We start from the raw sequence: 14,188 nt of genomic DNA, 5'->3' as shown, positions 1-14,188 counted from the left end.
CCAAGATTACGTATCTTTGCACTCCTTGCATAAATACGTTCTTATGTCGGATACCATCCAAAAAGCATCCCAAGAAACTCAATACAAAGAGTTAGTTCTAGACGACTTCAAACTTGCTATTCTCAGCAGAGAGGCCAGTTTGATTGGTCGACGTGAAGTGCTCACCGGAAAGGCCAAGTTTGGCATATTTGGCGACGGAAAAGAGCTCGCTCAAATAGCTTGGGCTAAGGCATTCAAAAACGGAGATTTCAGAAGTGGTTACTATCGCGATCAAACATTCATGATGGCGATTGGTCAGCTTACTGTTCGTGAATTCTTTGCTAGCCTTTACGCCAACACGGATTTGGAACTTGAGCCTGCTTCAGGGGGACGACAAATGAACGGTCACTTCTCTACGCGCAGCCTAGACGAGAACGGCGAATGGAAGAACCTCACAGAACAGAAAAATAGTTCTGCTGATATCAGTCCTACTGCGGGCCAAATGCCACGACTTCTCGGTTTGGCGCAAGCCAGTAAAGTCTACCGCAATGTTGAGGAGCTAGCCGGCGCTGAAAAATTCAGCATCAAAGGGAATGAAGTAGCATGGGGAACGATAGGGAACGCTTCGACAAGTGAAGGTTTGTTCTTCGAAACCATCAACGCGGCGGGTGTTCTTCAAGTGCCTATGGTCATCAACATTTGGGATGATGAATACGGCATCTCTGTTCATGCAAAGCATCAAACTACAAAGCAAAGTATCTCCGAAATCCTCAAAGGCTTCCAGCGCGACGAGAAAGGAGACGGATATGAAATATTGAAGGTGAACGGTTGGGACTACCCTGCCCTAGTTGAAACCTTTGAAAAAGCGGGCAAAATTGCACGTGAAGAGCACGTACCAGTAATGGTTCACGTGGTAGAGATGACCCAACCTCAAGGTCACTCTACAAGCGGTAGCCACGAGCGCTACAAGAGCCCAGAGCGCTTGCAATGGGAGAAAGAGCACGATTGCATTGTGAAATTCCGCCAGTTTATTGAGGAAAGTGGTATTGGCACGAGTGAAGAGCTCGATCAAATTGAGAAGGAAGCCAAGAAGCAAGCTCGCGAAGAAAAAGCGGCAGCTTGGAAAGACTTCACTTCTACCATCAAGAATGAAATGGCAGAAGCGATTGAATTGCTCCATAGCGTGGAATCTCTTCATTCAGGAATTGAAGGGATTATCAGTAACCTCAAAGGTTTGATGGACCCGCTTCACAAAGATGGTGTAAGCGCAGTCCGACGCGCATTGTGGTTGTTGCGCAATTCGGATAGCGATGAAAAAATGAAACTCGTTCGCTGGTTAAATGGCCAAGAAGCCATCAACCGCGACAGATATAGCACACACCTCTACAGTGAATCTAGCAGCAAAGCGCTTGACGTGAGTGAGGTAGCGCCTGAATACGGAGAAGGCGCTGAAGAAGTGGATGCCCGAATCATTCTACGAGAGAACTTCGACCATATCCTTGCTAACCGTCCAGAAGTGCTCATCTTCGGAGAGGACAGTGGAAAGATTGGTGATGTAAACCAAGGCTTGGAAGGTTTGCAAGACAAACACGGTGAGATTCGCGTAAGCGATACCGGTATCCGCGAAGCCACTATTCTCGGCCAAGGTATCGGCATGGCCATGCGTGGCTTGCGTCCGATTGCGGAGATCCAGTACCTGGATTACCTACTCTATGCCCTCCAAATCATGAGTGATGACCTTGCTACCGTTCAATACAGAACGAAAGGTGGTCAGAAGGCACCTGTAATTGTTCGCACACGCGGACACCGTCTAGAGGGTATTTGGCACAGTGGGTCTCCGATGGGTACCATTATCAATAGTCTACGCGGTATCAACATTTGCGTACCTCGCAACATGACTAAAGCAGCTGGCTTCTACAACACCCTATTGGAGAGCGATGAGCCTGCATTGATTGTAGAATGTTTGAATGGGTACCGATTAAAAGAGACTCTACCTAGCAATATAGGTGAGTTCAAAACTCCTTTGGGAATCCCAGAGGTAATTCGCGAAGGAAGCGACGTTACCCTAGTAACCTATGGCTCTAATTGCCGAATTGCTATGGATGCTGCTGAGCAGCTAAGCGATATGGACATTGAGGTTGAGGTGATCGATATTCAAACACTTCTGCCGTTTGACATAAACCATTCTATTGTTGAGAGACTTGCGAATACGAACCAATTAGTGGTTCTTGACGAAGACGTAAATGGAGGAGCAAGTGCCTTCATTCTTCAACAGATTCTAGAGGAGCAAGGTGGGTACAAATTGCTTGATGCTAAGCCTAAAACCCTTACCGCAAAGGACCACCGTCCGGCATATGGAACAGATGGTGATTATTTCTCTAAGCCTTCTGTTGACGACGTTGTAGAGGCTATTTACTCTATGATGAGCGACTTACGTCCTGCGGATTATCCGAGCATTAGATAATCGTAAAATTCACTCGAAAAAATATTTGCCAATCCCTTTGACGAGTTATGGAAATGGCGTAATATTGTTGAAGAGAGAGAGATTAAACTTTTATTTGCGTCCTGAGAGAGAGAGCGAAGCACGCAGAGAGTGGAAAGACCCCCGCCCGGGGGTCTTTCTTTTTTGGTACCTACCACATTCCCCTACCTTTAGCTAAATTCGCAGCATGCGCATGTTTCCAAATACCGTGGCCGGTGTAATTGAGGCCCTTGAAACCAGTTTCGGCATGGACATTTACGCCGACAAAGTGGTAGAACGCTTACTTCGGCGAAATAAAAAATGGGGCTCTCGAGATCGATCTTTCGTGGCCGAGCACACCTATGAAATCGTTCGAAATTGGCGCTTGCTTTGGTGGTTGCTCGATGAAGAACCCTCTACAAAAAGAAAGACGCTTTGGAAGCTTGTGGGTGTATACTTCATGTGGCGTGGAATTGAACTACCAGACTGGCCTAAGTTTGATTCAATCCGCGATTTCAACATTGCGGACCGACTTGCCTCCCTCCCATCCGATGTCGGAATCATAGAGAGTTTTCCAGAGTGGTTTGATGAAATGTCCACCGCCCAATTGGGAGATCAGTGGCCGGCAATTGCACACGAGCTCAACAGTCCTGCCTCGGTTATCCTCCGTGTCAATACCGCTAAATCAAACCGTAAAGAGGTGTTGAGTATCCTGGAACAATCAAACATTTCGGCTAAGGCACTAGACAATAGCGAGATAGCTATTGCGCTAGAAGGTCGACCTCGACTGAACCACATTGAAGCCTTTCAAAATGGGTTATTTGAGGTTCAGGACGCCGGCTCGCAAGAAATTGGTCCTTATGTGGAAGTTGAACCCGGCATGAACGTCATTGATGCTTGTGCAGGCGCTGGAGGTAAAACACTGCATATGGCAAACCTCATGAACAACCATGGATCTATCGTTTCCATGGATATAGAGGATAGAAAGCTGGGTGAGCTGCTTAAAAGAGCAGAAAGAGCAGGGATTGATATCGTAGAAACAGATCCGATTTCCGATCGTCGAATTATTGATAAATACGAGAATTGGGCAGACAGATTGCTACTGGACGTACCCTGCAGCGGTACAGGCGTGATTAAACGAGATCCCGATACAAAGTGGAAGCTCAAACCCGAGCATCTCGAAAGAACCATTGAGATTCAACGTGACATCGTTGATCGATATGAGAAAATGCTCAAGCCAGGCGGCAAACTGATTTATGCGACTTGTAGCATTCTCAAGTCAGAGAACGAAGATCAGGTGAGGGAATTCCTCAGCCATCACCCCGAATACGAGCTTGAAGACGAGCAGCGTGTTAATCCATCGGAATTCTCGGACGGATTCTACATGGCGCGAATGATCAAGAAAGGCTAATCAACAAACCTAGAGCCATGTTTAAGCGAATTACTGAACAACCTTCGCATTACAACGACCTGGAGCAGCAGAGCACACGTGACCTACTCACGTGGATCAACCAGGAGGACCGTAAAGTTCCAGAAGCCATAGAACCTATCATTCCGCAGATTTCTGAGTTTGTGGACGAAGTGCATCTGCGTATGATGAAAGGCGGACGACTATTCTATATTGGTGCGGGAACATCCGGACGATTAGGAGTGGTTGACGCTTCTGAATGTCCACCAACATTCGGCGTACCTCATGGATGGGTGGTTGGATTAATTGCTGGAGGCGACGGTGCCATGCGCAAGGCGGTGGAATTCGCCGAAGACAGCGAGAATCAAGCCTGGAAGGACCTTTCTGAACACGAGATTGGCGAAAATGACACGTTGGTCGGAATAGCCGCAAGCGGAACCACGCCGTATGTTATAGGTGGATTGCAGAAAGCTAGAGAGAAGAACATCCTCACTGCGTGCATCACATGTAACCCTGGAGCTCCAGTTACCGAAGTCTGTGATCACCCACTAGTTGCAGTAACAGGACCCGAGTTTGTTACGGGTTCTACCCGAATGAAGGCAGGAACGGCTCAAAAGCTCATTTTGAACATGATATCTACCTCAGTAATGATAAAATTGGGAAGAGTTGCGGGCAACAGAATGGTTGATATGCAATTGAGCAACAATAAATTGGTTGACAGAGGTACGCGCATGGTAATGGAAAGTACCCACGTAGATTATGAAACAGCGAATGCAGCACTTCAAAAGCACGGCAGCGTAAGAAGTGCTATTGAGGCGCTTTCATAGGTAGATAGAAGGAAAAGCTAGACCCCTTACCCTCTTGCGATTTCACTTGTAGGGTTGATTGATGGTAGTCGACAAAGTCTTTAACCAAGAATAGTCCTAAGCCAGTACCCGACTCATTCTCAGTACCATCAGACTGAAGATAGGTGGAAGCTTGGAAGAGTTCATCAATTTGATTTTGACTCATCCCTACTCCATCGTCGCTTACTTCTACGAGAACTTTATCCCCATCTGATTTGAAGCTCAAGCGAATTTCACCTCCTCGGGAGGTAAACTTAATTGCGTTCGTGAGAAGATTAAGAATGATGCTCTTGAGCATGTGAGAATCGGCCCAAACAAAATCGCCTTCGTTGACACTAACCTTTAACTGAAGACCTTTCTGATGGATCCCAATCTTCACGATTTGACTAATCGAATCCGCGAAGCTCTTGAGGTCGACTTGAACGGGTTCAAAAGGCATTACACCTTGATGTGTTCTACTCCAATCGAGCATATTCAGCAAAAGGTCATGCATATTGTGCATGCTCAGCTCCATAAGCTCAACCAATTCTTTGGCTTCGGCGGCGTCATTTCGCTTCAGACTCTCTTTGGTCAACTCAATCAATCCCATAACTGCATTGATTGGGTTCTTCAAATCGTGACTAAGTACAGAAAGGAACTTATCCTTCAAATCACTCAAGCTCTTCATTCTAGCCTCGCTCTCCTTGGCATTTTGAATGTTTTGAATGATAGAAATGAAGTTACTTGGCTTATCCTTTCCATCCCAAACGGCGGATACGATCACATCACACCAAATTGCTTCGCCAGACCTGGTTAAATAGCGTTTCTCGATTCTGTAATGACTTCCCTTAGTCGCAATGAGATGATCAAAGAGTTCCTTTTCAGCTAGTCTATCTTCTTCGAGTGTGATGAGTGGCATGTATTCCCCCCGAATCTCCGACTCTTCCGCGTACTCCAACATTTCGCAAAATGCTGAATTTGAAGCCACTATCCTTAAATCAGAATTACAAAGTACAAGTCCGCCTTGTGCGTTGTAGAAGATAGAACGCAGTCTAGATTCGCTCTTCTTGAGGCGTGTGGCAACGGATTGCTCCTCCTCTACGGGCATAACCACACCTAGGTAATGATATGGGGTTGAATCTTTTACTGTGGCAAGTGACACCTTCAACCACTTGATTTGGCCAGAGCTCACTTGCCGTCTGAATACGTATTCGTGTGTTCCTGATTTTCCTGACAGGAACTCCTCATGCGCCTTTACCGTAAACTCTTTATCGTCCGGATGCACAAAGTCCTTCGGGCGCTTGCCGATGAGTTCAGAAGCAGAATTGTAACCCAATAGATCTGCCAGTGCACGGTTAGCGTATTGAGTGACGAACTTATCTGTGGTGGCGATTACTCCCATCGGGAGATCGTCAAACTTCTGCCAATCGGTATCGAATGAAATATCTCTGGTTTGAAACTCACAGAAGACCTTTCCAACTACAAAGGAAACAGTGCCGGCAACGTGCATGGCTCCGTCGATCCAATCAATGGATTCTGCTTTATTAGAATTCCTAACGCGGATAATACTCGACTGAACGGCCGCTGGAAGGTCAGCAATGGTAAGGGAATCGCCGGATGACGTACGAAAGAGTTTTGAATCTTCGGGGTACAAGGACAACGTGTCGTCTGGATCAACAGACAACCAAATCGCGGAGCGAGAGGACCAATACAATCTGGATAGGTCAGATCCGATTTCTGGTGGTGTATTCAACGTTGCTTAACTTTCCTTGCGCAAAGACTCGAAAGTACGAGGATATTCGGACATATACTATTGAATTTTTGCTCAACCTTATTCAACCTCAATTCATTACGATGAAACTAACGGCTCTAACCTACGTCCTTGGCTCAATTATACTCCTCTCTTCTTGTACTGATTCATCGACAAGTAGACCCGATCAATTCAGTATTCGCGCACTTGATGTGGTGGGAGATTCAACACTTTGGATTGCATCTTCGAATGGATTCTGGGCGAAAAGTGTTAACGGCGGAACCACATGGGATTCTGGGTTTATTGCTGGATTTGATGGAGAATTAAGAGACATTCACGCATTTGATGACAAACGAGCAATCGCCATGGGCATCGCTAGTCCGGGCATTATTTGGAAAACTGAAGATGGAGGAAACACTTGGTCAAGCGTTTTTAGATATGATCATCCGAGCAACTTCTTCGACCAATTGGAGATCAATGAGCAAGGCCAGGGAATCATAGTGGGCGATCCTATAGACGGCAAATGGACCATTGTTGGCACAAATGACTTTGGCGAGCATTGGGTTTTATGGGACGAACAACATCGATATCCAGCTGATTCAGGAGAGGTTTCCTTTGCCGCTTCAGGCAGTGCGCTCATCGTGGAAAAGAGAAGCTTTGCATTTTTCACCGGAGGTTATGGAGCACGAATGCTTCATTCATCGCGAGAGAAATCATTCAGATTGTATGAGGATACAAGTGCTACAGCGGGAATTTATTCAGCCACTCGATTCAATGACAGTACCGTCGTTTTTGTGGGCGGCGACTATAGGTTCGAGGAAAGCACCAAACACAGTGCGGGCACAATCTATTTCACCAACTCAGGACCGAAATTACGCTGGCCAGACCATACTGTAAACGGTTATAGGAGTTGCGTGAAGCGCATGGAAAGTGGACTTTTAGTGGCATGTGGACCTACGGGGATAGATGCTTCATGGGATGGATTGAATTGGACTCTGGTGTCGGATGAAGGATTCCACGTACTTGCCGTAAATAATAAAGGTAACCGAATCTGGGCCGCAGGCGCTTTGGGAACTGTTAGGGAAGTAACTGGCCTGCTACCGTCAGATTCGGCAACCACAAGGGACAACACAAACGTAATTGGTTTGGAATGATGCCCAGTTTTAAGAATTGAGAAGTGGTGCCCTATGTAGGACACCACTTCCACCCCTAAAGAGTGTAGTTGGATTATCGTGCAAATGCTCCAACTACGAGATAAGTTGTAAGATCCGTAGTGCTGATTTGCTGCGTTGGATCGTGTACTACAAAGAATGCTTCGTAAGAAGAAGTGATCTCTTCGTAAGACATGTTCGCAGTCTGACTTACAGTTACGTCTCCGCCGTTTCCTGCTGCCATCTGTACAAATACATCGGCATTTGGAGATTCGTTGTACGGAGTATTATTCGGCGTGGTGTTTGGATCCGCTGCATCGTGAGCATGAATCATATACGTTTCACCGTCCAAAGTATTCATCAACGTAACCGTGATCTTGCAAGAAGAGTTATCAATCTCTTCAACCTCCATCATAGCAGAAAAATCATTTGGATGTGTTCCGCTGTAGCTGCTGCTAAATGCGTAGTTGTAAGACATTGTCATTGGATCGTCGTCCATCATGTCGTCGTCATCTTCACTACAAGCTGTGAATGTAAAGGCAGCAACCATTGCTAGTGTTACTTTACCGAAATTCTTAAAGAGTTGTGTTGTGGTAATCATAATGTGTTATTTAAAAACCGTTATGTCTCATCTACGCACTAGGCATGTCTTTGGATTTTACAATTCTGAAATTATTTTTCAAATCGCTGATAATCAGAGGACTTAAAACCTGACTTTTATCATGTCGCATGGTGACCATCATCACCATTAGAGCCAAAAGATGGGGGTACATTTATCCTGATAAACAAAACGAATGTGCCATGAAAAAGACAGTGATCATCGGAGGCAACTTTGCCGGGTTCACCGCCGCTTTGGAGTTGAAGCGCAAAGGTGGGCAACAACATGAGGTTCTAGTAATTGACAAGAGTCCCCTGTTCACATTCATTCCTTCTTTAATATGGGTTCCGTTCAAAAGACGTGACATGAAGGACATTACCATCCGCAAGGATGAGATCTTTAAAAAGAAAGGAGTCGGCTTTATGCTTGCCACAGCGCTTGAGGTTGACCCAGACAATAACTTGGTAAAAACCAACAAGGGCGATGTGTACTACGATGAGTTGGTCATCGCTACTGGTCCGAAAGTGAAATACGACGTTGCTCCTGGTGTTAGAGAGCATGCCCATTATGTGGGAACGCCGAACGGCGCCATGAAAATCCGTAAAACGCTTGAGGAATTTGCCAAAAACCCAGGTCCGGTAGTAATTGGCGCTACGCAGAGCGCCGGATGTATGGGTGCTGCGTACGAGTTCCTTTTCAACTTCGAGCAGTGGCTACGTGAGAAGAAGATTCGTAAGAAGGTAGATCTACACTGGGTAACACCGGAGACCTTCCTCGGACACTTTGGAATTGACGGAATGACCGGTGCCAAGACGATGCTCGAGACGTTCATGAAGATGTTCAACATTCACTTCCATACCGAAGTGGCTGTGGACAAAATGGATAGCGAAAAGGTGTATCTGAGCGACGGTACCGAACTTCCGTACAAATTCAGCATGATGATGCCTCCGTTCGTAGGGGTCGACTTCGTAACGAATAGTCCTAAGCTTCAAGCCACTGCTGCTGGATACCTTCCGGTAGGTGAAGACTATCGTCACCCTGCCTATCCTAATGTGTGGGCCGCAGGCATTGCAGTTGACGTGCCCCTTCCCTTCACTCCCGGTAAAGTTCCATTCGGTAGCCCGAAAACGGGTTATCCGAGTGATGAAACCGGAAAGATTGTAGCAGAGAATATCGTTCGTGTTCACAAGGGAAAAACAGAGCTCAAGAAAAAAGCTTGGGGTAAGATTCCTGGATTATGTGTCATGGACGCAGGTAAGAAAGAGGTTTGGATCATCAGTAACCACCTTTTTAAACCACGCAGCTTTGCCATTATGGTTCCAAACGTGATATATGATTTCGGTAAAGTGCTCTTTGAAAAGTACTTTATGTGGAAGACGAAGCATGGTTACTCTTATTTACCGTAGGGGATTGAGAGAGTTGGTTTGTTTATCATGTGTTCAGGCCTCCGTCCACGCGGAGGCCTTTTTCTTTTTCGCAACTTTGAACAAACACCACAGTTCAGAATCTCTATCTTGAATAGCCATATACCTATAGCATGAACGTCAAGAACCTACTCCTACTCTTCTGCAGTACTGCCCTCCTATCATCCTGCGGATTGTTTTCTTCAAGCTCCCTCATTCGCAAAGCTGAATTGGTGAATGAACCAGTGAACGATACCATTCACGCCAAAAACATCATGGGCCTGTACATCGTGTATGTCAAGATTGATGACCACGAGGAACCCTTAGAGTTCATTTTTGACACAGGAGCTAACCTGACAGTAATCAACAAAAAAACGGCGGACAGACTTGGTTTAGAGGTTTCGGGCGATTTGAATCTAGGCGATAGCCAGGGGCAGAGAAATCGAATTCCTCTGACGATGATTAATCAATTGAAACTTGGCGAAGGCGTCTATGAAAACGTGATCGCTGCGGTTATTCAGTTTCCCGAAAACAGTACAGTGGAATGTATCGCGACAGATGGAATTCTCGGCTATCACGTGATTCGACAAATGCAGTGGGCGATTCATCCGGGTGACACTTTGCTTGTAGGCTCTACAGAAAGCTTGCTTGGTGACAGAACATACGATGCCATTCCCATGGCTGGCTGGAAAGCTCCGCTCCTTCAAGTAAACTTCAAGGGTATTGGATACAGGAATGTACTATTTGATAGTGGCTCAACCGGGGGATTAGATATTGAACAGAAGTATTTGTCCAAGATATCAGACTCCATTCCGGTGGTCGTCGAAATCGACGGAACCTCGCAAGGTGTGTTTGGGAATAACATTGACACAGTAGTTACGGTAAGAAATACCGCTATAGAAATTGGCAACTCCTCTGTACCGAGCGATGTCGACTTTTCGCAAACCAATAGCCGGAAGGTCGGCATGCGCACCATGGGATCCTATCACATGATTATTGACGGCCAAGCGGAGAAATTGTACTTAGGTGAAATGGAAACTGAAAACAGTCGAACTCGCTCCTTCGGACTGATACCAGGTATATCAGATTCAACACTTTACGTATCAAGCCTTGAAATAGATGGACAGGCGGCAGATAAAGGGATACAGTTCCTTCAAGCGCTGGAATCGGTAAATGGTGTAACGGCAGCGGACATCAATAGTATGGAATGCGGCTATCTAAACTTCATTCTAGAAGTTGTTCGGAATGCGGAACAGATTGAGCTTGTAACGAAGAACGGTGACCGCATCACTCTCGAGCGGGAAGAATCTGAAGCGAAAATGCTAGACTAGTCTACTCCATCGAATTACCCGGCTTCACGACGAGTTCAACCTTCGTATTCGACCAAATCATGGACATAATTCCATTGTCGATGTCGATAGTAAAAGTATCGGTATGCATCACTTCTAAAGGTGTCGCTTTGGCGCGAACAACGTCATACTGCTCTTCCCTAGCCGCTTCTCCGGTCATATCTACGCCCCAGAAATAGTCCTTGGAGTTCCAAATGACGGTCCATTCATCCTGATTGGGGATAGTCCAGATGGTGTACTCTCCCGCTGGGAGATTGTTTCCGTTTACAACGATATCAGACGCCGTACTGAACTTGGTAGGTTCGTTCGCTCCAGTTCGCCAAACAGATCCGTATGGAACCAATCCTCCAAAGATTAAGCGCCCACGCACTTGCGGACGCGAATATTCAATTTCAATATCCAACCCATTCTCCTCGTATGAAACGATGTCTAAGGGACTCGCCTGCGTCGTTTGATTCAGCATAAAGAAATACAAACCAACCATTAGGACTGCAACAGAGGCAACTACTAACACAATGATTCTAGCGGCTCGTTTCATAATTCACAATTGAAAATTGATTCTGCAATTTATCAAAAAGCCCATCTAGTTGGTATTAAATATTGAACATGAATTGATAACTTGACAACTGAAACCGACCCTCTCATGCGAAAGCATTTTCTTCGTGTATTTCTGTTGACCTCAGTTATTGTCCTGACCGTCACCTCCTTTGTATACCGTTCTCACTACACACGGAAGAAAGATCACCTAGCCGAAAGAATACGTCACGATATTGAAATTGCCGGAAACGAGATTGCCGACAATGTCTTTCAGTCGGGTCGTGGTTTGTTGAGGATATCGAGGCAAATCCACAGTGACCCTGATTTTATTCCCTCTCTCCTAGAACGTTCTATGCGGGGCTTCATCGATTCTCGTCAAGAAATCAGGAGCATCCGTTTTTTGAATCCGGAAGGAGTTGAACAGATACGATTTAACAGGATTGATGATCAAATCATAAGCACTCCTGTCGATCAACTTCAGGATAAATCGCATCGCCCCTACTTTCAGGAGAGTTTAGACCTGCAGTATGGCGAAATGTCGCTTTCCGAAATAAGCTTGAATAGGGAGTTTGGTGAGCTTGAAACGCCATACAGACTTGTAACTCGCTTTGTGACACCGATCTTTTGTGGAAAAGGGATTCTGAGAGGTTACATCGTTGCGAATATTGATTTCAACTCGCTGGCATACAGAATCAATCAACGCTTTGGAATCCAAGAAGGGGTTTACATTGTACGCTCTCGGGATAGTGCATTGTATTTTAAAGATGCCGTCTACATTAATGAGCAAGCAGATTCCATTACTGCTCGAATTGGGCTCGGTAGTACTCCGCAAAACGAGGTTACAGAAATTAATGAAGGTCTGATTGTAAGCCGCACCGCACTCGTTCAAAAAGAAGCATTCCAGGGTCGGATTGTACAGCTCGGCATACAACGGCTACAATCCAATATTACGGACACGGAGATGTTCATCTGGATACCTTCTGAATCGTACTTCGGAAGTGTGCATGAGAACATCATGTACATCCTGCTCCTTCAGACCTTCTTCGTACTCACAGCGGCCTTCTTTGCCTACAGATGGGCGAAATTTAGGGTGACGGAGGAGATTACATTTAGTGAACTCTTCAAAGCAAACCGATTATTGAAAGAATCGGAAGACAAGCTCGCGGAAGCCAATGAAGAGCTTTCCAAACGCCTAGCCTCTCAGGAAGAGGAAATTGAAGACGTGCAACGGCTACTCACCGCGATGTTCGACTCAAGCATGCATTTCGCCGGTATCATGCGTCCCGACGGAACAATCATCAACGTGAATAAAAAAACACTCGACACCCTGGGAGTTAAAAAATCTGACGCCGTAGGCAAGAAGGTTTGGGAATTCGAAGTGTTTGGTGATAAGGACATTGTGAAAGAAGCTATGACTTACGCCATTGCGAAAGTGAAGAGTGGTGAAACAGTGGCTTTCGAGACCGTAATGTTTAGTAGAACAGGTGATAAACACCGAGTAGCGTTCAGTTTGAGTCCGCTTTACAACGATGACGGCGAGATTACACACCTGATTCCCGAGGGGTCAGATATCACCGCTCTTCGCGAAAAAGACAAACAATTGCGAGGTGTGGTAGAGCAATTGGAGAATCGCAATAAGCAGCTCAAGGAATTTAGTCACATCGTTTCGCACAACGTGCGCAGTCCAATTGGCAATCTCAACCTTCTTCTCGACATATACGACGATGCAGAATCACATGAGGAGCGCGCCGAAATCATGGAGAAGCTCAAGCAAGTTAACTCCAGCTTGAACGAACTACTAGAGGAGCTCTTGGAAACCGTGAAAATATTGGATCACGACGAGATCGAGAGTGACATGAACAGCGTTGGCGATGCGATACATCAAGCACAGAAGCTATTGAGCCGACAAATAGAAGATGCTGAAGTTCAATTTGAAGTGAACATTGAGCACCCATCAGAAGTGTATTATCCAAAGGTATATCTGAGCAGCTTGCTTCTTAACTTAATGAGCAATGCTATCAAATATCGCTCGGATGAGCGCCGTTTGAAAATTGAAATATCCACCAGAATAAATGAGGCGGGAGAATGTGAACTAAGATTCGCCGACAACGGTTCTGGAATTGATATGAAACGCTACGGACACAAAGTGTTTGGATTGCACAAGACGTTCCATCGCAATAAACCTGGAAAAGGATTGGGGTTATTCATGACCAAAACTCAGGTAGAATCCAGTGGAGGATCCATAAAGGTGTCGAGTAAAGTTGAGGAAGGCACCACCTTTATTGTTACCTTTCAAAGACCAGTAAATATCTAAGCTCTCCTGTATGACTGATTCAAAAAAGAAAGAAATCATTTGCCTGATAGACGACGACAAAGTTTATCAATACACCGCCAGTAAGTCCATCGAAGCTTCTAGTGTTGTTAAGCGAGTTCTTGTTTTTGATGATGGAGAGCAGGCTTATACCTATTTGGTAGACAACCTGACATTGAGAGAGAATCTTCCCGATATCATTTTCTTGGATATCAACATGCCATATATGGACGGATGGGAATTCATGGAAGAGTTCGTAAAACTCAAACCAAAGCTCTCAAAAACGATCACAATTTACATGGTGAGCTCTTCTCTACAGGAAGATGACATAAACAAGGCAAAGTCGCTTGAAAGCATCAGTGAATACATCATCAAGCCCATCTCAAAGGAGCGTTTCAAAGAGCTTCTTACCTAGCC

General features: G+C 45.6%; 11 protein-coding genes. 8 read left to right on the top strand and 3 right to left on the bottom strand.

The annotated features are described in order from the left end of the window. Positions 1-43 precede the first annotated feature (43 nt). The 3 genes from F8C67_RS01095 (at position 44) to murQ (ending at position 4,675) form a co-directional block, all read left to right on the top strand. Positions 44-2,443 (top strand): alpha-ketoacid dehydrogenase subunit alpha/beta, encoded by a 2,400-nt coding sequence (locus F8C67_RS01095; RefSeq protein ID WP_151665939.1) that lies wholly within the window; start codon positions 44-46, stop codon positions 2,441-2,443. Between the two features lie 205 nt (positions 2,444-2,648). Then, positions 2,649-3,851 (top strand): RsmB/NOP family class I SAM-dependent RNA methyltransferase, encoded by a 1,203-nt coding sequence (locus F8C67_RS01090; RefSeq protein ID WP_151665938.1) that lies wholly within the window; start codon positions 2,649-2,651, stop codon positions 3,849-3,851. A 17-nt stretch (positions 3,852-3,868) separates the two neighbouring features. Next, positions 3,869-4,675, top strand: coding sequence for an N-acetylmuramic acid 6-phosphate etherase (gene murQ / locus F8C67_RS01085; protein WP_151665937.1), 807 nt, complete (start codon positions 3,869-3,871; stop codon positions 4,673-4,675). Here murQ and F8C67_RS01080 read toward each other — a convergent pair. Then, the gene (locus tag F8C67_RS01080) at positions 4,656-6,425 is read right to left on the bottom strand and encodes a PAS domain-containing sensor histidine kinase (protein ID WP_151665936.1); all 1,770 of its coding nucleotides are present in this window, start codon (positions 6,423-6,425) and stop codon (positions 4,656-4,658) included. The genes murQ and F8C67_RS01080 overlap by 20 nt on opposite strands. A 101-nt stretch (positions 6,426-6,526) precedes the next feature. Here F8C67_RS01080 and F8C67_RS01075 point away from each other — a divergent pair, with 101 nt between their 5' ends. Further along, entirely contained in the window at positions 6,527-7,576 is a 1,050-nt protein-coding gene (locus tag F8C67_RS01075) for a WD40/YVTN/BNR-like repeat-containing protein (protein ID WP_151665935.1), read from the top strand. 73 nt (positions 7,577-7,649) lie between these two features. On the opposite strand, the gene F8C67_RS01070 is transcribed toward F8C67_RS01075, so the two are convergent. Beyond that, entirely contained in the window at positions 7,650-8,174 is a 525-nt protein-coding gene (locus F8C67_RS01070) for a hypothetical protein (protein WP_151665934.1), read from the bottom strand. Positions 8,175-8,374: 200 nt separating this feature from the next. On the opposite strand from F8C67_RS01070, the gene F8C67_RS01065 reads away from it, so the two are divergent. After that, on the top strand, positions 8,375-9,577 hold the full coding sequence (locus F8C67_RS01065) for an NAD(P)/FAD-dependent oxidoreductase (protein ID WP_151665933.1): 1,203 nt from the start codon (positions 8,375-8,377) through the stop codon (positions 9,575-9,577). Between the two features lie 131 nt (positions 9,578-9,708). After that, positions 9,709-10,905, top strand: a complete 1,197-nt coding sequence (locus tag F8C67_RS01060; protein ID WP_151665932.1) for a retropepsin-like aspartic protease — start codon at positions 9,709-9,711, stop codon at positions 10,903-10,905. Between the two features lies 1 nt (position 10,906). Here the strand turns inward: F8C67_RS01060 and F8C67_RS01055 are convergent, their stop codons facing one another. Further along, positions 10,907-11,461 (bottom strand): DUF2911 domain-containing protein, encoded by a 555-nt coding sequence (locus F8C67_RS01055; protein ID WP_151665931.1) that lies wholly within the window; start codon positions 11,459-11,461, stop codon positions 10,907-10,909. Between the two features lie 105 nt (positions 11,462-11,566). On the opposite strand from F8C67_RS01055, the gene F8C67_RS01050 reads away from it, so the two are divergent. After that, a complete protein-coding gene (locus tag F8C67_RS01050; protein WP_151665930.1) occupies positions 11,567-13,774 on the top strand; it encodes a sensor histidine kinase in 2,208 nt (735 codons plus the stop codon). A gap of 10 nt (positions 13,775-13,784) precedes the next feature. Next, positions 13,785-14,186 (top strand): response regulator, encoded by a 402-nt coding sequence (locus F8C67_RS01045; protein ID WP_151665929.1) that lies wholly within the window; start codon positions 13,785-13,787, stop codon positions 14,184-14,186. Positions 14,187-14,188: the final 2 nt, after the last annotated feature.

Origin of the sequence: Phaeocystidibacter luteus (assembly GCF_008933115.1) — a bacterium.
GTDB lineage: Bacteria > Bacteroidota > Bacteroidia > Flavobacteriales > Schleiferiaceae > Phaeocystidibacter > Phaeocystidibacter luteus.
The sequence above is the reverse complement of the archived record's forward strand: the minus strand, read 5'-3'. Positions and strand labels throughout refer to the sequence as shown.

Coding starts and splice junctions, on each gene's coding strand:
- F8C67_RS01070 (WP_151665934.1), bottom strand. CDS start 8,174: ATGATTACCACAACACAACTCTTTAAGAATTTCGGTAAAGTAACACTA.
- F8C67_RS01050 (WP_151665930.1), top strand. CDS start 11,567: ATGCGAAAGCATTTTCTTCGTGTATTTCTGTTGACCTCAGTTATTGTC.
- murQ (WP_151665937.1), top strand. CDS start 3,869: ATGTTTAAGCGAATTACTGAACAACCTTCGCATTACAACGACCTGGAG.
- F8C67_RS01065 (WP_151665933.1), top strand. CDS start 8,375: ATGAAAAAGACAGTGATCATCGGAGGCAACTTTGCCGGGTTCACCGCC.
- F8C67_RS01095 (WP_151665939.1), top strand. CDS start 44: ATGTCGGATACCATCCAAAAAGCATCCCAAGAAACTCAATACAAAGAG.
- F8C67_RS01055 (WP_151665931.1), bottom strand. CDS start 11,461: ATGAAACGAGCCGCTAGAATCATTGTGTTAGTAGTTGCCTCTGTTGCA.
- F8C67_RS01075 (WP_151665935.1), top strand. CDS start 6,527: ATGAAACTAACGGCTCTAACCTACGTCCTTGGCTCAATTATACTCCTC.
- F8C67_RS01045 (WP_151665929.1), top strand. CDS start 13,785: ATGACTGATTCAAAAAAGAAAGAAATCATTTGCCTGATAGACGACGAC.
- F8C67_RS01060 (WP_151665932.1), top strand. CDS start 9,709: ATGAACGTCAAGAACCTACTCCTACTCTTCTGCAGTACTGCCCTCCTA.
- F8C67_RS01090 (WP_151665938.1), top strand. CDS start 2,649: ATGCGCATGTTTCCAAATACCGTGGCCGGTGTAATTGAGGCCCTTGAA.